This is a genomic window from Thaumasiovibrio clandestinus (assembly GCF_047250365.1).
In the GTDB taxonomy this organism is placed as follows: domain Bacteria; phylum Pseudomonadota; class Gammaproteobacteria; order Enterobacterales; family Vibrionaceae; genus Thaumasiovibrio.
In genome coordinates this window covers 36359-53867 of the sequence record NZ_JBLBVL010000016.1, presented here as the reverse complement: position 1 = coordinate 53867, position 17509 = coordinate 36359, and the positions used below count along the sequence as shown (strand labels likewise).

Sequence of the window (17509 nt, the reverse complement as noted above, 5' to 3'; positions counted from 1 at the left end):
GGCGGGACAAACACCATACGTAATAGATACACAATTAAAACGGAGTTTTAGCTAATGGGATTCGACCTAAGCGCGTTTGTTCGCAGTCAAATAAAGAAAGTTGCTATCGATGATGGCTCGGGCAATGCTGTGCTTTGCTACACAGACGGTAGCAAGACAATTGAAGGTATTCGACGCTCTATCATCCAAGTAGGTAAAGAGAGCTACGGTGGCAACGGTACATCGCCAAACTCATGGCAGCTACCTGACGGCTCGGTATTCACGGTTTCACTGAAAAGCCAGGGCCGCCAAAGCACAGCATCGAAGAAGTGGCAGTTTTGCCCTGAAAACCTAGTATTGAACATCGATACACTTGCAGGGATTGAAGACCTTACCGGTATGCCGATCATCCTGGGTAGCACTCTACCTACAGAAATGTATTACAACGGTGATAAAGTCAACACCGACAACATCGCCAACAAGACCAAAAACCTGATGCGCCAAATTGAAAACCTTTCTGGCGAACGCGCAATGCCTAATATCATTGGTATTCAGATATTCCCGGAAGCTATCCCGGCTTACTACTCAGTTGCTTTTGATGAGAATGGCTATCGTGAAGGCTTCACCCCGAAAGCTAACAGTAGCGAGGTGATCGTTGCTGACATCGGCCGCTTCACTATCGACGTTGCACGCCTAACTGTCTCTACAGAGTCAATCACGACGGGCGATTCAGACTTACTAACCGTTGAAGGTGTCGCAGTCGAAAATACAGTGACGCATTTCCGCCACTTGCTAACCGAAAACGCGGATAAAATCGGAATTTCTGATGCTAGCGCGTTCTCTGATGACCAATTAGATGAAGCTATCAGCACCGGGTTGCTAAATGATGATTTTGACGTTAGAGAAGAAGCAGCGGCAGCGCGTGCGCACCTAGCGACAAACACAATTACCGCTATTCATCGCCTAGCGAATACAGGCCTAGACGGTATTAGCCACCTGGTCGTTGTCGGCGGCGGTGCCAACTGGATTGGTGATCACGCACGCGGTGAAGTAGAAGGCGGTAGAGCGTGGGTATCAATGAAGCGTTTACATATTCCTGAACAGCCCGAATACGCTATCGCTCGCGGTATCAATCGATTGATGGATTACCAAGAAGACGATTTATTAGAGAAATTCGCACCTGACGTACTAAAACGCGAAGCACAAGCCGTTGCACCAGAAGCGGAGGCGCAAGACTAATCGATGAAAAAAAATGCCGATAAGATAATCAACGTGAAGCTACCAATGAGTGAAAATTCAGAGGCCGATTCACGACTGTTTAACACTTACAAAGGGAGCAACGCAAAGCAATACTTACTCCATCGTTGGATGCGTGCCGGGTTGGTCCTGGACGAAGCGTTACTACTAGATTTAATTATCGGTATGGGTGATGACCCACAGTTTCGAGCATTAAGCGGCCTGGAACGTACTAAGTACATCGCCAGGCAGCTAACCGATATCTTTAACATGGGCGGCAATGACAACGCACAGCAAGGGTTTACTCGCACTGAACCTATGCCAGCACCGGAACAGCCACCAGCATCAACAGCGCCGGTAACAGCGCCACCAGCAGAAGCAGCACAAGCGCCAGCACCGGCAAAGGATGAGCCCGCCGACCTTACACGAATGCAAACGCAAGTGAAAGCGGCGGTAACGGTTCCTAAAGCTGCTTTGCCAAAGATGAAGCTGGACTAAAACCTTAAGCTAACTCAGTCACTCCCCGACGACAGCTAGCAAGTCATTAACAGGGAAACCTTTTAATGACTGATACATCGAAACAAGAAACAAAATTGGAACAGGATAAGTTGCGCCAGGCTCGTTTTCGTCAACGCATGATTGATAATGGCCTTACGCGACTTACTGTTCCTCTCACAGAAAGCGCACACATCGCACTGACGCTAATCTGCGACCTTACATCAAAGAATCGTAAAGAAGCGCTTATAGCAGCCGTAGAAGCGCATCCTAATGGCATTCCTAGCATTGTTAACGAACTAGATAAGACAGTTGAGGGTAAAACCCTTGCTCCACAGTCTTTGTTTGTGCCACCAGCAGTGTCTAACGCTATTGTGAAGAGTCCTAAGCAACCTAAGTATCTTGCTCTTGCTGCATTTGTGCTTAGTTACGCTAAAGAGCTTGGTATCGATATTACCTCTACACCAGAGAAGGGCTAGCCAATGGCCCTATTCGATACAACCCCACCTGATAGTTACCCATGCATTAAGGCCAGTGTGAAAGCTACGGTCATTGGTGTGTCTGGCAATTCCTATGTCGGTACTAACTTCTTGCCTGAACGCCCTACCACTTGCCCTAGATACGGTTTTCAGACTGGTCTTGGTTACGAGATATGTCGTGATGGATGCGGCTTATGCGGTACTGCTACGTTTCATGCTCTTACCCTGGCTGGCGGTGACGCTGACGGCGGAACTCTTATCCTTGAAGGCCATTGGCACTTAGGCAAAGACGACAAGATGATGATCCAGGATTACGGCATTCAAGAAGTCTTATTCCAATAACTAACACCTACTAACCGATTTAGTCACAAGCCATTCAATGAGCAGCATTGCTATGACTTTAAACACAAGCCATAAACAGGTACCCGCCGGTGCAAAAATTATTAGGGACCTAACAGGGATCACGCGTAACGGAATCAGGCTTCTTAACTTCGGTTGCGAAAAGTGGCCAGAACTAACAGAGCAATACCTTAAAGAAACGCTACCAGGATCAACAGTTCAAAACTACGACCCGAATAGTAAGGCCCCTGGCGTAATAACTAACGAGGCCTTGCTTAGTGAATATTGGTTTGATGTAACGCTTTGTCTGAACGTACTGAATGTTATCGAAGATATTGAGCCCGTTATTAGGCTACTGGCCACACTGAACACGCAATACATGATTATCCAGATTTATGAAGGCGATAAGTCCGGTGTAGGCCGTGCAACCAGGGATGGATATCAGCGCAATGAGAAAGCCGCCAGGTATGAAGATGCATTAACGATGCACTTTGGCAGCGAGCAGGTAAGACGACGAGGTATGTACTTCGTTATCAAGAACAAAGAAACACTTAAGGATACACAATGAGTTCAACGAACGGCCAGGTAAGAGCCAACGAGGTTTACCCTACCCCTAAAGGCGTTATTGATGCCCTACTAGCACACATACAGTTTCGAGAAGATGACCGGTTCTTAGAGCCGTGTTGTGGTACGCCAGGTGAGGACCATATCTATACGTCGGTACCACTACCGGAAGGACAAAAGGCCTGGGCTGAACTACGACAAGGTGTTGATTACCTGACTACAGAGTTTGGTACGCAAGATGTGATCATTACCAATCCGCCATTTAGCTTAACCAAAGAGTTTTTACGCAAGTCATTTAGTGAACTGGCCCCGGACGGGACGCTTATCTATCTGCAGCGTATGAACTATCTAGGATCCTTTGACCGTGTACCGTTTTGGCAAGAAATCGGGTTCCCGGATAAGACACCTATCCTAGTGCCAAGACCTAGCTTTACCGGCAAAGGTAGTGACAGTTGTGAATACTCCTGGATGATTTGGGACCGTGGCGGCCGTGTTGCTTCGATACCCGACAACCTTAGTCACTTAGTATGGCGCGAACCGGTTAGACGCAAGGCCAAGCCAAAAGCTAAGGCCACCAGCAAAAAAGCCGCTTAATTGTTTGGTACCTTCATCGTTGAGGGTACCAAAACTAACAGAGAAACAAGATGGATAACCTATCACTGATACAGGCAGAGCTAAGTAGCGGCGGTATTGCTGTTACGATGCTAGCCAAGCTAGACGACTATGAAGCACTTGGAGGCCTGGACGACGAAGCCACGGTATATCTACAAGAGCAGCGCAAACACTGGCACGCTGAACTACGCAAAGCGAGCGCCGGGACCAACCTTACCAACCTGGTTATCTCTCTTGATTGCCAGGCCATGCAAATAACACCTATCGAGAAGCTGGCACTTATCACCCTATCGTTCTATTGCGTTAACCAACATATCGCACACGTCACCTTTAATCAGCTATCGAACAAATCAGGCCTTAGCCTCTCTTCACTCAAACGAGCAGTAAAGACACTTAAAGAGCGCGGGTTTATCAATTCACTACAAACGAAAGCGGCACAACCTAACGCCTATGACTTAGGCGGCGTTCTTCTTAAAGCGCAAGCTATCGGGGCCTAATATGAGACAAGTTAAAATGCGAGCTATTGATAAGTTAATGGTAACTCTACCTACGAAAACAAAGTTTATGGTCCTATTCAACCTGCTACTTGGTTTCTTTCTATTGGTCGGTTACGTGCGGTTTACCATCGATGGCCAGATCATCGATGTCATCAACGGCATTCCTGAAATACAGGATCATGTTAAGGACTACTTGATTGATAAGGTTGAAACGTCGCGTCGGAGATCCGTCATGTATTCACTAATCTTTGTCGTGGTCATGGGCGTACTTATCTATTACCTGAACCGGTTCATTGGTGGTGCACTGTTTGAGATACACGCAGCAGCAGAGGCGATGGAACATAACGACATATCGCACCGGGTAGGCTTTTCAAACGGGCCTGATGAATTTGGTCAAATTGGATCTCGGTTTGATAAGGCCCTCGATGCCATTGAATCGCTCGTTAAATGGTTAAAAGATGCCGCCGACGGGACAAGCAAGGCCGTGATAGAGCTTAGTAGCGCCGCAAACTCAACATCTGGCCAGGTAAGCCACCAGCACAAGGCGTTAGATAGCATTACAACATCTATCGCACAAATAGCTGACGCGGGTAGCGAAGTCGCTCAAATCGCTACAGAAGCAGCAGAACAGGCAAGCACCGATCACCAACGCGTCATTGACAGCAAACGGCGCGTGGAATCAGCAATGAAGGATATGGACGACCTATCTACATGTGTTGATAACGCGTCACGGTCAGTTAGCTCATTGCGCACCAGCACCGCCGAAATCAACCAGGTTATAGGTGTTATCAAAGACGTCTCAGAGCAAACGAACCTGCTAGCCCTTAACGCGGCCATTGAAGCGGCCAGGGCTGGCGATCAAGGTCGCGGCTTTGCCGTTGTTGCTGATGAAGTACGGACGCTTGCGATTCGCACACAGGAGGCCACCGTAAGAATTGGCGCCATCATTCAACAAGTAGTGGACGATACCGCAGAGATTGAAAAGGTAAGTGTTCGATCGGTAGAGCAAGCACAGCGTAGTTTGAGCAGTATTGGCCATATTAGCGAGGACATGGCACTAGTGGCCGCCAGTGCAGAGACATTAAGTGATATGTCATTTCGTATTGCGAGTGCTGCAGAAGAGCAAGCGAGCGCCAACGGTAGCGTATCGATTCAATTAATCGGTGTTAGGGACCAGAGTAATGCAGTGCTGGAAAATGCGGGGATTGTAGCGAACCTGGCTGAAAGCCTTATGAGTGACGCGCAAGGTATGGAAGATAAGCTATCCGTCTTTACGGTAACAGATAGCTAGTGGACCAAGGCCCTAAAGAATGATCTCATCCTTGCTGATCATAGCGAGGATGTTTTCATACTCTTGTTCATCGCCCCATAGGTCACATGAGTTATCACGAACCGTTGCATGATCGGTAATTTGCAGTAACTCGCAGTTTAGACGGTCAAAGCGATAGACGAACTCGCCAAATTGAAGCGCATAACCAAGCTGTCTTACCCAAAAATCACGCCCTTCACGCGTCTGACACGAATCAGAAGCAACGATATTGTATTCATCCAATAGGTAGCCCCGAAAGATATCCTCGGCTAGACCGGAAGTAATACGACGATGAACGACATTACTTGTACGCCATAGTAAGACTTGCGTGATTGGTTTAGCGTTAAGGTACACATCACCCCACACCTGACATTTAATGTAGTAAACCACCTCTTTGGTAGACTCACACAACAAGGCCAATTCAAAGGCCATATCATCAATGTCACTTCTTACCATCTGGTAGCCTGGCGCAAGAATGATTTTTGCTTTACTCGCAATACTGGACGCGTCAAAACCTGCAGTCTTCAACTCTGAAAACTTAGCGGTATTTTCTTGGATATTGTCCAACCAACCAAAGTCTACGGTGATTTTGGTTTGGTCATTGTAATTACGAGGCATTCATTAGCTCCTTTGCGTTACTCAAATTGTACCACACAACCACGATGAGGACAAAATAGCAGCAAGCACTGCCAGTAATTGATCGCTAATTAAGCGACTGCAAATAACCACAATCAAAGCATTCAGCACTCTGACCTTTAGTGCATATCTCTGATTGAAATATTTTACGCTCTCTTTTTTAGGCATAAAGAGCGAAAAAGCCTCTCCCCTCCGTAAAATCAGCGGCGACGTAACCTTCTGTTTTGGTAAGAGAAACACGCAAACTACGTGGCATAGGCATATCACGGTCAAGTGTTTTTTACTTCTTAAGTCAATGTTTTACCTCACAAATAATAAATCATTTTTGATTTCTAGGGGGTTGCAATTCCAGCGGGACAGGGAGTATATTCCGAGCACACCATACGTAGTAAAAGCCGAGGCGACCAATGTCTGTAATTCAACGAAAAACATCTTCAACGGTTTCCGTTAGACTGAATAAAAATTCATCCACAAAGGTCAGTTTGCCTATTTATGCACATCAGGCAATTGTCGGACTGTACGGGATTCGAGGCGCAAGCACATTCATCGGTGACGCTGCGCGAGAAGGCAAAGAGCGCGGCGATAGATCACTTTCTGGATACGCTAGAGATGTTGTTTTTTACGATCTTCTGAGAGCCGACTTGCTTCCGGCTGATTATCGCCCTACTAGCAATGTTGAGATTTTTAGTGTTATCGATGCAGACGGGAAGAGGTCGCCTGTTCGCGTGCCTAATGCAATGGCCGAAGCCTACAGCGAACTTAACAGCGACCTATCACTAAAAGAATTTTTAAACGTTATCGGGAGAAGAATTAAAAAAGGCCCCAGTGTCGTTTTTGCAGACGAAGTTTGCTATCGACTAATGCGTGAAATGCTCGACTATGAAAATGACTTTCAGCGCCCTCAAGGCCTCATTTTGAGCTAAAGGGCGTGAACGCCCTAGCCTCGTGCCATAGCTTGCTCTGCATAGATCCTTTCTTTCGCCCTATAATGCAAGCCATTCACCGCCATTCGCAATGCTGCAGCAACCACCAGCAGTTTAAGCACGGTAAAAATCATTACGGGGTCGCCTAGTTGGGCCGTCTTCACCATTGGGTACAGCCATGAAAGCGCTGTCATGAGCGTAGCAACGCTCATAACGTGGCAAACTATATCTACACCTTGCGGGGTTTTCCGGCGCATACTCTTTATCATGGCAATCATTCTAGCGCCGGATAGGTACGCGGTACCCGTAATCGCCATAGAGAAGACCAAAAAAATAACGGCGGCGGGCGTCGCTTTGCCAGGCACCGCCGAAAATGCTATGGCTTGCTTAATCATTGCAATTAACGATAGGCTTATTTGGCCTTTAGATACATAGCGGCATTGCCAGTAAGTAAAATATTTCACATGTTTATCCTGTATTGCTGTTCGAGTTTAAGCCCAGCCTCGTTAAACCGTTGTATATATCGCAATTCCTTTTCTACACGCCTAACCTTTGCCGCTAACGAATTGCTAGTGGCTCCGGCCTTCTGTTCTGCACCGTACATGCTCATCCCGTCTATCAAGTGATACCGTAGTGCATCCGCAATTTCCGGCTTAGTTGATAGATGACCAGTGATAACGTTCAGTTCTTCTAGCGTAATGTCCATTGTGCTTCCCTATTGACTGTATGCCTACAATGATACAAGTATATTTTTTATAGTATAAGTATTTTTATTATAGTATGAGTCGCCAGGCCTTAATCAAACAGGCCACTTCGCTTCATTTCGGCCATGATCAGATCGCCTAATCCGTTCGTGCCGTCGCTACTCAGTCCTGCTAGTGGATTGGGTTTACCCATACCGGCAAAGCCCTTAAACAGTACATCTAACGGCAAGCCTTCCTTACAGTCATGATGGACCGATGTCGGGTAAATCTCGGATATCGGTCGCGTCGATAGAACTTGGACAAAGTTAATCATCCCGTCAATCGTGAAACCAAGCTTTTGCCAGGGTTCTTTTAAGTCGAACGGGTTAAGCTCTACCGCTTCAAGCGTTACCCCAATCAGCGCCGGGAACGCGGCAATAAGGCGCGTTGCATTACCTTTTCTACAATGGGCCTGTTCAAATGCTGCAAACATAATACGGCCAACGCTAGACATTCCACCCATAGAGCAATCAACAACAAAGCCGCCCTCTAGGCCATCTACAAAGCCAACGTATAGCTCATCAGGGCATGAAGCGACGTAACGCGATGATTCGCCGTAAAGTGTCACGATACTATCTATTCTCGCTTGGGCCTCTGAATGGTCGCCTCGTAAGATTGTTACGCCGACGCCGTGCCAGGCTAATTGTTGATTACTCATTACTACCTCTAAAAAGAAAAGGGCCACCAGCCCTTCCCTATCACTATCACTATCACTATCATTAACTGCCTGACCACTGATAGCCTTTTAATGTATCAGCGCGGGCCTTTTCCTTAAGTTCTAGCCATACCTCCTCCGGCGCGTAACCATCCTCATTACACAATTCCGGGTTAGCCTCGCACCACTCATCATCTAAACGACGAAGCTCTCTAAGCGATAGCCACTTAACAAAGTGACTTACAAAGTTGTCTACCGTCACCGGCTCGGGATCGTTTTCGCCGGTTTGCGTCATAGAAGCAATATTTCGTGTATCTATCACGGCCTGTTTTTGGCCGCCATCAAGTCGACACCAAGCCTCATCAAGATCGGTATACCTGCCCGTAAACGCGCTCAAGTCGCCAGTAATGAAGCCATAAGCCAGCCCTTCCGACGTGCTACCGACGCCTCGCCTCGCCAGGCCTATCAATATGCTTTTTTTCCGCGTGCGTTAATGTGTCCATGTTTCCCTCCATTTGATGATGGTTAATCATAACAAGGAGGTGAGCATATTTGCGTGACCTCTCGCGAATAAACCCGATGATGCGCAATTACTATATGACTTCAAAAATGGGGCGCAAAGATACCCCCAAAACACATAAACATCAACCGCAAAACCGAGTCCTGACAGTAGATTAACATTGAAAATGTGAGTAACATTTCTAGTATCAAAGGTTTAACGAAATAATTAATTTTAGAGATATAAAAATGAAAGGCATCCGATACCAAAAACGAATAAAAATCCTACCGGGAATACGGCTAAATTTAAGTAAGACTGGAAGATCTCTAACGATTGGCGGGCGCTTTTTAAAGCTAAACTTTGGCCGTCGTGGGGTCTGGTTTACAGGATCGCTATCAGGAACCGGGTTGAGTTACCGCAAACAAATCAAAAAGGCCTCTAATAAATGATTGTATATCTAGACACGGAATCAACCGGCATCGATGACGACGACCAAATTATTCAGATTGGCATTATTGATATCGATGGCAATGTACTACTCAACACCCTGGTACAGTGCGACAAAGAAAGCCACCCCAAAGCGCTAGAGGTCCACGGCATTACACCGGACATGCTAAAGGATGCGCCGACATATCCAGAAATACACGACAAGATAGTGTCCCTGCTACACAACAAGGTTGTTGAGGCCTACAACGCACCGTTCGACATGCGACTATTAACGCAAACTGCGAAATGCCACCAGCTTGATTTTGATGATTGCCATTGGAAAGCGCGCTGTATCATGCGCCGGTTCGCTGAAACCTTCGACTGTAAGCGACAAAAGCAATTTGTAGCGGCGGAAAGGCTCGGCGTGACGTTTGACGACCTCAAGCTACACGATGCGGCCGACGACTGCGAACTAACTAGACGAGTATCCCTGGCGCTCAATAAAGTGATCGCCAAGTTCGAGAAAGAAGAGGCGCGAGCGGCCAAAACAAAAGAGTATCGCCAACGGGCCAGGCAAAGAATTGAAGCGGCAATGATACCGGCTAATTGGGCTGAATTTCCTTACTTTGGCCAAGCGAACAGGCCGGAAGGTTGTAAGACTCTAAGCAAGTTAAGAGTCATGGATCTTGATAATTACGAGTACGCGGGCCAGTGCTGCGATACATACGGCAACGCTGGCCATCTATTCATGCCTAAAAAGACTAGTGAATAACGTTTACTTCACGATTTGGCGTGCGGCACGCCATATCATCTAGCTTGACTACAATATTGCCAGGCTCCGGCATTGTGCCTGAAAGCATGATGTTAGCGCCTACCAGTGCTAGGCATGTATCGAGAACTAAGCTTTTCGCAGTGTCATCCTTATTATCAATGTTGTCACTTACTATTGAAGCTTGTGCGTTGAAGTCATTCAGGACCGTAGCAACACCGCATCCGATGCATGTATCAGACTCTTCAACAAGAACAGATGTGAACTGCTTTAAAGCGTCGGTCATAAAATGGTGCCAACCGTCAGCATGTATGTTTATGCCACATCCAAGCACGCCTTTGTCACCCAAGTAAATTTCAATATTTGCTTCTAATAAATCCATCTGCTGTACTTTGTTCACTTCGCTCATTGCTTCCACACTTCTTCAGTATCTTCTAATTTAAAACCATGACACACATACTCTTTATCAAGTCGGTATCCTGGCGGCTTTTTCTTTTTACTATTGCGGTTGTGCCAATGCTCATAACCGGCGCTAAAGGCGTACTGGTTATTGGAGTAATCAGCGTAAAGCAAATCATGCCCGTTCCTCGCCTCGCCCACACCTGCAGCGAAGCTAGCTAGAAAATCATCACGCTCTACAAATTGAATGGCCTGTTGCTCATCATCATGGACACCAAGCAACTTAATCACGCCTATGGATTGCATCTTGTCGATAATCGTTGTGTCGAAGTAACCAAAGTACACCTCATCGTGCGGGCAATACGTCACGTCTGGATAGAGTTCATACTTAGTGCCGTCTAGCGGTAAGGCCTCCATTAATGACACAACAAGGTTTAACTGTTTTTTTGGGATCATATCCAAACCTCAACTACATCTGACTTGCTTGCATCCTCAACTCGCCGCATTCCACCGGGTAAACGACGCCTAAACGACGCTAACGAGTTAATCCAATGGGTATCACCTACGGAGAGGGTTTCACCCGTTAAGCCGGTTACGTGCATTCTAACGACGTGCATAGGGCCACCAGCACACGGACCAACTCTTGATACGACTAACATTGCGATCCGTCCTTCCGTCTCTTCTCTGTCAAAAGCTGCGAGAATGGAATCAAGGACCGCATCATTGCTCATCTTGAACTCGCGCTATCGCATCACGCAAAGCCATTAGCGCAGTGACAGCATCACACGGTGGTAATGCTTCCATTTTTGCCTTTAAGGCTTGCGGGTTCGGGACCACTGCAGACTCTTCGAGTAGTGCAATAGCATTGTCGGGCTCAGATGAAGGGTTCATTATTTCTCGCTATCAAACCAGGTACGGATATCAGATAGACCAACCATCCCCAAGTCTTTACCTAACGCACTGCTAACCGCCTCTAACCAAGAATTAATCTTACTGAAAAGTTCATTACTCGTTAGGCCGTGAAAGTGGTGCGCGGTGTCGTTAACGCACGCTACGTAAGTATCCATTGTGGCCATAAGGCGACACGCCATAGGCCGGTTAGCGTATTGCGAACATAAGCCGGTGTCCTGGTCCAATAGCGGGCAATAGTCATCCTTCGCTAGCGGCACATCAGGATCAAGAATGTTTTGAGTCTCGGGCGTTACCTGGTTAAAGGCCTTGCCACCTACCGAAAATATATAGTTCGCTTCCACTAGCGTAATAGGAACAGGAATACGGCAACACTCCGCGCATCCCTTCGCACATATCATGTAGATACTTAGCTCTTTCATGTACATGTCGATAGTGGCGTAAATGAGGCCCATCAGTTCATTAGGATCTATCGCCTTACCGCCTCGATCGGCAATGTACTGATCTAGAAAGCGGGCCGCCTCTACTGTTTCTTTGCTTAGGTTGTGGTATTCCATACCCTGAACGCGGGCAATCGCCTCTTGCGGCGCTAACTCGACAAGTGGGATCTCGTCTTCTGGTCTTACTTTTCTCATTGTGCTGTCCGGGGGTCTGTTATTGGCTCAATAGCTCGGTGCGACGGGCTATCTCACGTAAACCAAGTTCTCGGCCCTTATCAGTCAGAGCAATGAGAATTCTTGATGTGTTGTTGTAATTGGCAATGCGTAAATAGCCGGTTCTCGCTAACGTTATGCAGCCCTGGCGAAAATTGCATGTTGCAACTTCGGTGTTTCGAGAACGATTGATTAGTGCAAGCAAGTCTCTATCTAGCATCGGTAGACGTTGCGGCGCTCTTTGCTCAACCACTACCAGCGTGAACAAGGCGTCACGCTGATTTGCTGATATTCGTTGTTTTGGTGCGTCCATTCATTATCCTTAATCATAAATAATTGATTAAGAATAACATCTATTCATTATCCTTAATCATAAATAATTGATTAAGGATAACATCTTTACTGGCTCCAGGCTTCTAAGTGAGTACCTTCCAGCACATTAGTTTTCAGCGTTGCCTCTACGTACATAGCAGCCCGTACTAACTTTTCTTGCTCGGGACCGCTAGCGTTCGACGCTCCAACAATAAGATCGGCACGCGTTGCCGCAAGATCGCCTACCAGGTCGTGATACAGTGCTAGTCGTTGCTCTAATGTAAGCACATTAAGGTTTACACCATGATCGACACCAATGTTTATGCCGCAACTAGATTTTAGTTCGTCTATCAACTGCTGTTTATTCGCCACTTTCTAGGCCTCCCATAAGTTCAACAAGGCCGGGGATCATTAACTCAAGCTCTCCGGCCATTAAGATAAAGTCGGCATCCTTGCGTTGAAGCTCGTCCTCTTTAGGTATTTCTTCGTTTTTCTCGCGCAGTTCATCGCTAAATTTAAGGCCGGTTAATCTAAAGTCCGCATGAAGGACAAACTCTACGCGTTGTTCCCAATCAATCGAAAGGCCTGTAGGCAACTTGTCTGCACTTAAGCACGCCGTTATCTCATCAGATCCTAAGTCCTGATTAGCAAAGCGGACTTGACCGCCGTTGGCCAATGCGCTTGATAGCCAAGCTTTACCGCTTAACCCCATACCTGCAGGTAGACCACCAACAAGCCATTGATTCATGACTAGTTCCGGGGCCTCTTTCAGCGTTAACGGCACACACGGCAAGCTACCCACGGTTTTACGCAACAAGGCTAAAACCTCTTCGGCTCTCTTTGCACTCGCAGCATCAACCACCAGCATGTTTTGCTTGGTTAAAAACAATATCGAGGTGTCCTGGTACTTACTGAAAGCACGAGGGACCAACCTTGCCATTACCTTATCTTTGAGCGCGTTCTTTTCGGCTTTTTTCAGTTGACGGCCTTCGGATAGCTCAAGGGCCTCTATCTCTTGCTTGTGCTCTCTACGGATAACAGACATTGGTAAAATTTTCTCTTCACGACGGGCCGTAAACAAAAGATTGCCCTGGCCGACGTGAAGAATGCAGCAATCAGGACCTAAAGGCGGCACCCAACCAAATGAACTCATCGAATGCTCTTTAGCAGGAGTAAAGGCAAACTCGGCTAACTGCTTTTCTAGTTGCTCTACAGAAAACGCAAAGGCACGAGAAAAACGGTAAGTAATAGCGCTTTTAAACCACATGTTTTTTATTCCTTATTGGGTACTTTTTCACGAACGCACGTCATGCCTACGAGTTTCAATTGAAGTTCTGCAGCGGCTTTAAAAACCACGTCCATCAATTCAGGATCGGAAACTAACAGTAAGTTACGGTTAACACTTCGCTGCTGCTTGGTTAGTTCGGCCATGATTGCAGCGGATAGGCGGTCAGGATCGACAATGGGAGTAGTGAGGTTAGTTGTGTACATGCTAGAGATTGCCGCACTCAAGCGGCGGGAACGCGGCATCAAAGACTTTGCTGTATTCAATCTCGGTAAGGCCTGGCTCTAACGATTTGATAGCCGTCACGACCGACGCAATACGATTAGCGTTGATTTGCAGCTCTAAGTAGGTCATCAGCCCGTACATTGCACACACTGCAGACACGATCAAAGCAAAGCGGCCAATACGCACGATAGTAGTGCCTCGTAGACCTCGCGCAATAATCTCTTTTTGCTCGCTGTCTGTCTTATCTCTAAATTCTTCTAGATTCATTGTGATTTCCTTAATAAGTGCATAAAACCTTCTGCTTGCTTTCTACAGGCAAAGCTAACAACGGATAGACTGATATCATTCCCGTTATCAGGCGCAATGCAGTAAGGCGCAAAACTACTGTGATCCTCAAAGGCAACCCAACGACGGCCCGATTGGTCCTGAAACTTCACAGGATGATCAGCCATCACGAGTGTTGCATTTTCGCTAGCCGCTCTGACTTGCTCCACAGTGAAGGCCAACGCGATATCATTGATATGCTCGCTCATACTGCTAGCGCCCCACTATCGCGGATAAGCGCCACGCCATAGCCCCACCACATATAAAACAGCGTTAGAAAGATAGATTCTTGCGGCACGCGAACACCAAACCTCGGCCCATCAAATAAAAACGAGGAAGCGGTCATTGCAGCAATGAACATCAATACCGGAACCTGACAAAAGCCAACAGTAAAGGCGGCTATTCTGGCCACACGGTCAGGCGTCAAAATCGACATAATCCACCCCTTTTTTTGCCGTATCGAGGCATTCCCGCGTGCAATAGTGCTCGGCCTCGCCCGCCTTTAACTTTTCAACTGAACCGTATGCGTGCCAATCAGAGTTAATCCATCGGGACTTGTGGCCGCAATGGTCGCAACGGTAAACAGACTCACCTACTTTTTCGGACTGAACTAAAACGGTCATGCATCTTCCTTTTCTTCAACTGGAAAAACCAGTGGCTACGCTGCTGATAACGTCGCATGGTCCCTCGCACTTCTAACTTTGGTCCACTTTAAGCGGCGCGTTAACGCTGCTAGTTGCGGCCTTTTCCCACTAACGACAGACAAACCTCTCGTTACGCGTGTATATGCTTGTCTACGCTGGCGCAGTGCGGCAGGCGTTTTGCTCGTTGGGTATTTGTCGTTTAACCTGGCAAGCATATTGAGTTCTACCTGTTTCGATGGCACTCCATGCCAAGCGAATAGACGCTCTAAAATATTGAAAATCTTAATGGTGTTTGCTTGCTGTGCTTGGTCTTGATAAATCATTGGATACTTGCGGAAGTAAGGCCCGAATCACCTCGTTAGCGGTGCGGGCGTTATGAAAACTTAATACCGCTCCGTTTTGGTACACCGGGCGATAATGGTCAGCTCCATCTGGCTTAATTTGCAAAACTAGCGTGCCATTGATAACTGAACTCAAAAGGCGGTAGTTACCACCTAAAATTAATGCGTTATATACAATCATAGTTTTGACATCCCTTTGATGTCTGTATTCTATATAACTTTGTAATTTAGTAAATAAAAGATGTGTAACGTTAACGCGATTTTTAGCAGTTTTGAGGGGGGAATAGAGCGGCGCAAACAATTGCGTCTAGAGATCACTCACTAAGTAAGTCTTTTGAAGGCCTAAACACTAGCTGATTACATGCTTTACTGTTACGAATGTATGTGGATTTATAGAAGGTCCCAAACCCACGGATCACAACTGAATCACCAGCCACCAGCCTAGAATCAATTGCAATGACAAGATGGTTGATTTTGTCTCTAACAACACTTTGAGGAAGATTTAAGCGGCCGGATAACCTCGCCACCAACTGAGCGGTAGCGATCATAGGCCGACGCCCCCTTGCTTGAACTTGCTAGCCGGTTCAAACCTTACTTTAGTTGCTGCAGGTAACACCTTACCAACCAAGAACCCGGCACCGTCGCGCTCTGCTACACGTTGATGTCTAAATATTCCAAACCCTTCAATATCAACGGATTCACCGTGCTTTAAGTAGCATCTAAGCTCATCAAAAAATACTGATACAAAGCTCTCGCATGTATCTACCAGGCCCATAGCGGGTTTACCGCTCTCCCTGGCTAGCAACAAAGCGAGATCGCATGAAATAACCTGTCTTGATACATTCCGTGTTTTTTTCATTCCAATTCAATTTCTATAAACAGATATAGAATATCCTATCACTAAGAATGCAGACTTCAAACAACCTGCATCATAACGCCAAGCAAAGAAGCGTTAGATAACTCTACGCTCGTAAAATTCATAAAGCCATTGCCAGCCCGTCATTGACGTAACGGCCCTTAGCTCGGCTCCGGTGTACGGGCAAAAGTGCATTCTTTCGAGATAGCTCGGTAACGCGCTCTTGCTGTCTATCGACTCAAACCCAAAACCAAAAATGTACTCACCTCGGTTATGCCACTTTAAGCCAAACTCCGACGCCATCCACTCGAGCTCTGTCTTCACAGATACAATATTATTACTACGAAGCATCTCGACTAGCAGCATAGCCCTATTGCGGTACGTGGCACTTGTCATTTCATAACGCTCTACAACGTCATAATACGGGTCCACTTCCCTTACCGCTCCTTGTGCTTCTAGTACTGTCAGCACGGCTTTAGGTATCTCTTTCAAGCGCTCATAGCTGTACGGCGTATCGTGGAAGCGAACCAAAAGCGGATCGGGCAATGTGAATTCAGCTAATCGCTCTTCACCTAACCTTGAAATGGCCTTACTGCTCGCACCCTTCGCCCGGCCTTTAGTAATTTGAACGCCACTAGCCAACTCTTGCCAGGCAAGGCGATAAGGCCGACGAATGCTAGCCCTTACCTTTGCAGCCTCAAAAAATGCGCTTACTTCACTAGGAATAGCGCGATAGAAAAGCTCAAAGTCCCACACCTTATGACTAAGATCGGCCCAATCAACAACAAGGCTTAATGGCTCTGCTGTATTAACCTTGCAATGCTCACTTTGCGCCGGGTCATCGAGCATCGACGCTCTCATTATCTTACGAGATTCAGGCACATGAATAGAGTTAAGACGACGCGCAACGCTAAATTCAAAGCCACCGGGAACCTGCTTAACCTTAAGGCCTCTCAAGGACGCCAGGCCATTAACACTAACTTTCGTAGGAATAGGGAACAGATCATCGATGATAAGCCCAACTAACTTACGTTGATATTCCAGCGTCATAGGCCTTAACCGGAAGATAAGGCCATCAACAAAGTTGTTTTGGCCCGCAAACTCTAGCAAGCCAATCGAATCAAGGTAATCAATGTCTTCCGACGAACAAGTGCGCGACTTGTAAATACGGGCCGGAAATACTTCCATCCTCGCCAAATCTTCACCGACCAAACCAACACGTCGCAGCGTGCCGCCTATAATGCGGTTGACTCGCATTACCTTCTGCTTTTGTTGTGTTAGTAATCGCCATAGCAGCCTTTTAGACTCTATAGAAACCTGCTCAAGCAGCTTTACCAACTCGGTACTTGGATAGTTAGGCATTAGAAATATTCGCTTGTGAATTTGAACCAAGAATAACA

The 17509-nt window shown here is 46.8% G+C and carries 33 protein-coding genes; 11 read left to right on the top strand and 22 right to left on the bottom strand.

Annotation, left to right across the window (positions count from 1 at the left end; genetic code table 11):
• Positions 1–54 precede the first annotated feature (54 nt).
• The 8 genes from parM (at position 55) to ACKLNH_RS16740 (ending at position 5492) form a co-directional block, all read left to right on the top strand.
• Positions 55–1218 (top strand): plasmid segregation protein ParM domain-containing protein, encoded by a 1164-nt coding sequence (parM, locus tag ACKLNH_RS16775; protein WP_413113411.1) that lies wholly within the window; start codon positions 55–57, stop codon positions 1216–1218.
• A gap of 3 nt (positions 1219–1221) precedes the next feature.
• Positions 1222–1713, top strand: coding sequence for a hypothetical protein (locus tag ACKLNH_RS16770; RefSeq protein WP_413113410.1), 492 nt, complete (start codon positions 1222–1224; stop codon positions 1711–1713).
• Positions 1714–1778: 65 nt separating this feature from the next.
• The gene (locus ACKLNH_RS16765; RefSeq protein ID WP_413113409.1) at positions 1779–2189 is read left to right on the top strand and encodes a hypothetical protein; all 411 of its coding nucleotides are present in this window, start codon (positions 1779–1781) and stop codon (positions 2187–2189) included.
• A gap of 3 nt (positions 2190–2192) precedes the next feature.
• Positions 2193–2531, top strand: a complete 339-nt coding sequence (locus ACKLNH_RS16760) for a hypothetical protein (RefSeq protein WP_413113408.1) — start codon at positions 2193–2195, stop codon at positions 2529–2531.
• Positions 2532–2583: 52 nt separating this feature from the next.
• Positions 2584–3096: a hypothetical protein gene (locus ACKLNH_RS16755; RefSeq protein ID WP_413113407.1), complete on the top strand. Its 513-nt coding sequence runs from the start codon at positions 2584–2586 to the stop codon at positions 3094–3096.
• On the top strand, positions 3093–3686 hold the full coding sequence (locus ACKLNH_RS16750; protein WP_413113406.1) for a DNA methyltransferase: 594 nt from the start codon (positions 3093–3095) through the stop codon (positions 3684–3686). The genes ACKLNH_RS16755 and ACKLNH_RS16750 overlap by 4 nt, the downstream gene beginning before the upstream one ends.
• Positions 3687–3736: 50 nt before the next feature.
• Positions 3737–4201 (top strand): winged helix-turn-helix domain-containing protein, encoded by a 465-nt coding sequence (locus ACKLNH_RS16745; protein WP_413113405.1) that lies wholly within the window; start codon positions 3737–3739, stop codon positions 4199–4201.
• Position 4202: 1 nt separating this feature from the next.
• A complete protein-coding gene (locus ACKLNH_RS16740; protein ID WP_413113404.1) occupies positions 4203–5492 on the top strand; it encodes a methyl-accepting chemotaxis protein in 1290 nt (429 codons plus the stop codon).
• 12 nt (positions 5493–5504) lie between these two features.
• Here ACKLNH_RS16740 and ACKLNH_RS16735 read toward each other — a convergent pair whose 3' ends face one another.
• Positions 5505–6128, bottom strand: coding sequence for a hypothetical protein (locus ACKLNH_RS16735; RefSeq protein WP_413113403.1), 624 nt, complete (start codon positions 6126–6128; stop codon positions 5505–5507).
• 425 nt (positions 6129–6553) lie between these two features.
• On the opposite strand from ACKLNH_RS16735, the gene ACKLNH_RS16730 reads away from it, so the two are divergent.
• Positions 6554–7069 (top strand): hypothetical protein, encoded by a 516-nt coding sequence (locus ACKLNH_RS16730; RefSeq protein ID WP_413113402.1) that lies wholly within the window; start codon positions 6554–6556, stop codon positions 7067–7069.
• A gap of 14 nt (positions 7070–7083) precedes the next feature.
• Here ACKLNH_RS16730 and ACKLNH_RS16725 read toward each other — a convergent pair whose 3' ends face one another.
• From ACKLNH_RS16725 to ACKLNH_RS16710, 4 genes are all read right to left on the bottom strand, one after another.
• Positions 7084–7533 carry a hypothetical protein gene (locus ACKLNH_RS16725; RefSeq protein WP_413113401.1) on the bottom strand — a complete coding sequence of 150 codons (450 nt, stop codon included), beginning with the start codon at positions 7531–7533 and terminating at the stop codon, positions 7084–7086.
• A complete protein-coding gene (locus ACKLNH_RS16720; RefSeq protein WP_413113400.1) occupies positions 7530–7775 on the bottom strand; it encodes a hypothetical protein in 246 nt (81 codons plus the stop codon). Before ACKLNH_RS16720 ends, ACKLNH_RS16725 begins: the two co-directional genes overlap by 4 nt.
• Positions 7776–7864: 89 nt before the next feature.
• On the bottom strand, positions 7865–8470 hold the full coding sequence (locus ACKLNH_RS16715; RefSeq protein WP_413113399.1) for a hypothetical protein: 606 nt from the start codon (positions 8468–8470) through the stop codon (positions 7865–7867).
• Positions 8471–8531: 61 nt separating this feature from the next.
• Positions 8532–8936: a hypothetical protein gene (locus ACKLNH_RS16710; RefSeq protein WP_413113398.1), complete on the bottom strand. Its 405-nt coding sequence runs from the start codon at positions 8934–8936 to the stop codon at positions 8532–8534.
• Between the two features lie 278 nt (positions 8937–9214).
• On the opposite strand from ACKLNH_RS16710, the gene ACKLNH_RS16705 reads away from it, so the two are divergent.
• Positions 9215–9415: a DUF4236 domain-containing protein gene (locus ACKLNH_RS16705; protein ID WP_413113397.1), complete on the top strand. Its 201-nt coding sequence runs from the start codon at positions 9215–9217 to the stop codon at positions 9413–9415.
• Positions 9412–10164: a 3'-5' exonuclease gene (locus ACKLNH_RS16700; RefSeq protein WP_413113396.1), complete on the top strand. Its 753-nt coding sequence runs from the start codon at positions 9412–9414 to the stop codon at positions 10162–10164. Before ACKLNH_RS16705 ends, ACKLNH_RS16700 begins: the two co-directional genes overlap by 4 nt.
• Here the strand turns inward: ACKLNH_RS16700 and ACKLNH_RS16695 are convergent.
• From ACKLNH_RS16695 to ACKLNH_RS16615, 17 genes are all read right to left on the bottom strand, one after another.
• Positions 10154–10570, bottom strand: coding sequence for a hypothetical protein (locus tag ACKLNH_RS16695; protein WP_413113395.1), 417 nt, complete (start codon positions 10568–10570; stop codon positions 10154–10156). The two genes, ACKLNH_RS16700 and ACKLNH_RS16695, sit on opposite strands and share 11 nt — an antisense overlap.
• The gene (locus ACKLNH_RS16690; protein WP_413113394.1) at positions 10567–11016 is read right to left on the bottom strand and encodes a hypothetical protein; all 450 of its coding nucleotides are present in this window, start codon (positions 11014–11016) and stop codon (positions 10567–10569) included. Before ACKLNH_RS16690 ends, ACKLNH_RS16695 begins: the two co-directional genes overlap by 4 nt.
• Complete coding sequence (locus ACKLNH_RS16685; protein WP_413113393.1) at positions 11013–11291, bottom strand: hypothetical protein; 279 nt, start codon at positions 11289–11291, stop codon at positions 11013–11015. The genes ACKLNH_RS16690 and ACKLNH_RS16685 overlap by 4 nt, the downstream gene beginning before the upstream one ends.
• The gene (locus tag ACKLNH_RS16680) at positions 11281–11451 is read right to left on the bottom strand and encodes a hypothetical protein (RefSeq protein WP_413113392.1); all 171 of its coding nucleotides are present in this window, start codon (positions 11449–11451) and stop codon (positions 11281–11283) included. Before ACKLNH_RS16680 ends, ACKLNH_RS16685 begins: the two co-directional genes overlap by 11 nt.
• The gene (locus tag ACKLNH_RS16675) at positions 11451–12104 is read right to left on the bottom strand and encodes a YkgJ family cysteine cluster protein (protein WP_413113391.1); all 654 of its coding nucleotides are present in this window, start codon (positions 12102–12104) and stop codon (positions 11451–11453) included. Before ACKLNH_RS16675 ends, ACKLNH_RS16680 begins: the two co-directional genes overlap by 1 nt.
• A 19-nt stretch (positions 12105–12123) precedes the next feature.
• Complete coding sequence (locus tag ACKLNH_RS16670; RefSeq protein ID WP_413113390.1) at positions 12124–12435, bottom strand: hypothetical protein; 312 nt, start codon at positions 12433–12435, stop codon at positions 12124–12126.
• An 86-nt stretch (positions 12436–12521) separates the two neighbouring features.
• Positions 12522–12806 (bottom strand): hypothetical protein, encoded by a 285-nt coding sequence (locus ACKLNH_RS16665; protein WP_413113389.1) that lies wholly within the window; start codon positions 12804–12806, stop codon positions 12522–12524.
• A complete protein-coding gene (rdgC, locus tag ACKLNH_RS16660; protein ID WP_413113388.1) occupies positions 12796–13701 on the bottom strand; it encodes a recombination-associated protein RdgC in 906 nt (301 codons plus the stop codon). Before rdgC ends, ACKLNH_RS16665 begins: the two co-directional genes overlap by 11 nt.
• 5 nt (positions 13702–13706) lie before the next feature.
• The gene (locus ACKLNH_RS16655; RefSeq protein WP_413113387.1) at positions 13707–13925 is read right to left on the bottom strand and encodes a hypothetical protein; all 219 of its coding nucleotides are present in this window, start codon (positions 13923–13925) and stop codon (positions 13707–13709) included.
• A gap of 1 nt (position 13926) precedes the next feature.
• Positions 13927–14211, bottom strand: a complete 285-nt coding sequence (locus ACKLNH_RS16650) for a hypothetical protein (protein WP_413113386.1) — start codon at positions 14209–14211, stop codon at positions 13927–13929.
• Complete coding sequence (locus ACKLNH_RS16645; protein ID WP_413113385.1) at positions 14208–14477, bottom strand: hypothetical protein; 270 nt, start codon at positions 14475–14477, stop codon at positions 14208–14210. Before ACKLNH_RS16645 ends, ACKLNH_RS16650 begins: the two co-directional genes overlap by 4 nt.
• A complete protein-coding gene (locus ACKLNH_RS16640; protein WP_413113384.1) occupies positions 14474–14704 on the bottom strand; it encodes a hypothetical protein in 231 nt (76 codons plus the stop codon). The genes ACKLNH_RS16645 and ACKLNH_RS16640 overlap by 4 nt, the downstream gene beginning before the upstream one ends.
• Complete coding sequence (locus tag ACKLNH_RS16635; RefSeq protein WP_413113383.1) at positions 14685–14891, bottom strand: hypothetical protein; 207 nt, start codon at positions 14889–14891, stop codon at positions 14685–14687. The genes ACKLNH_RS16640 and ACKLNH_RS16635 overlap by 20 nt, the downstream gene beginning before the upstream one ends.
• A 35-nt stretch (positions 14892–14926) precedes the next feature.
• Positions 14927–15235 carry a hypothetical protein gene (locus ACKLNH_RS16630; protein ID WP_413113382.1) on the bottom strand — a complete coding sequence of 103 codons (309 nt, stop codon included), beginning with the start codon at positions 15233–15235 and terminating at the stop codon, positions 14927–14929.
• Between the two features lie 332 nt (positions 15236–15567).
• Positions 15568–15801: an HU family DNA-binding protein gene (locus ACKLNH_RS16625; protein ID WP_413113381.1), complete on the bottom strand. Its 234-nt coding sequence runs from the start codon at positions 15799–15801 to the stop codon at positions 15568–15570.
• Positions 15798–16112: an HU family DNA-binding protein gene (locus tag ACKLNH_RS16620; RefSeq protein WP_413113380.1), complete on the bottom strand. Its 315-nt coding sequence runs from the start codon at positions 16110–16112 to the stop codon at positions 15798–15800. The genes ACKLNH_RS16625 and ACKLNH_RS16620 overlap by 4 nt, the downstream gene beginning before the upstream one ends.
• A gap of 93 nt (positions 16113–16205) precedes the next feature.
• The gene (locus ACKLNH_RS16615) at positions 16206–17471 is read right to left on the bottom strand and encodes a hypothetical protein (RefSeq protein WP_413113379.1); all 1266 of its coding nucleotides are present in this window, start codon (positions 17469–17471) and stop codon (positions 16206–16208) included.
• Positions 17472–17509 lie beyond the last annotated feature (38 nt).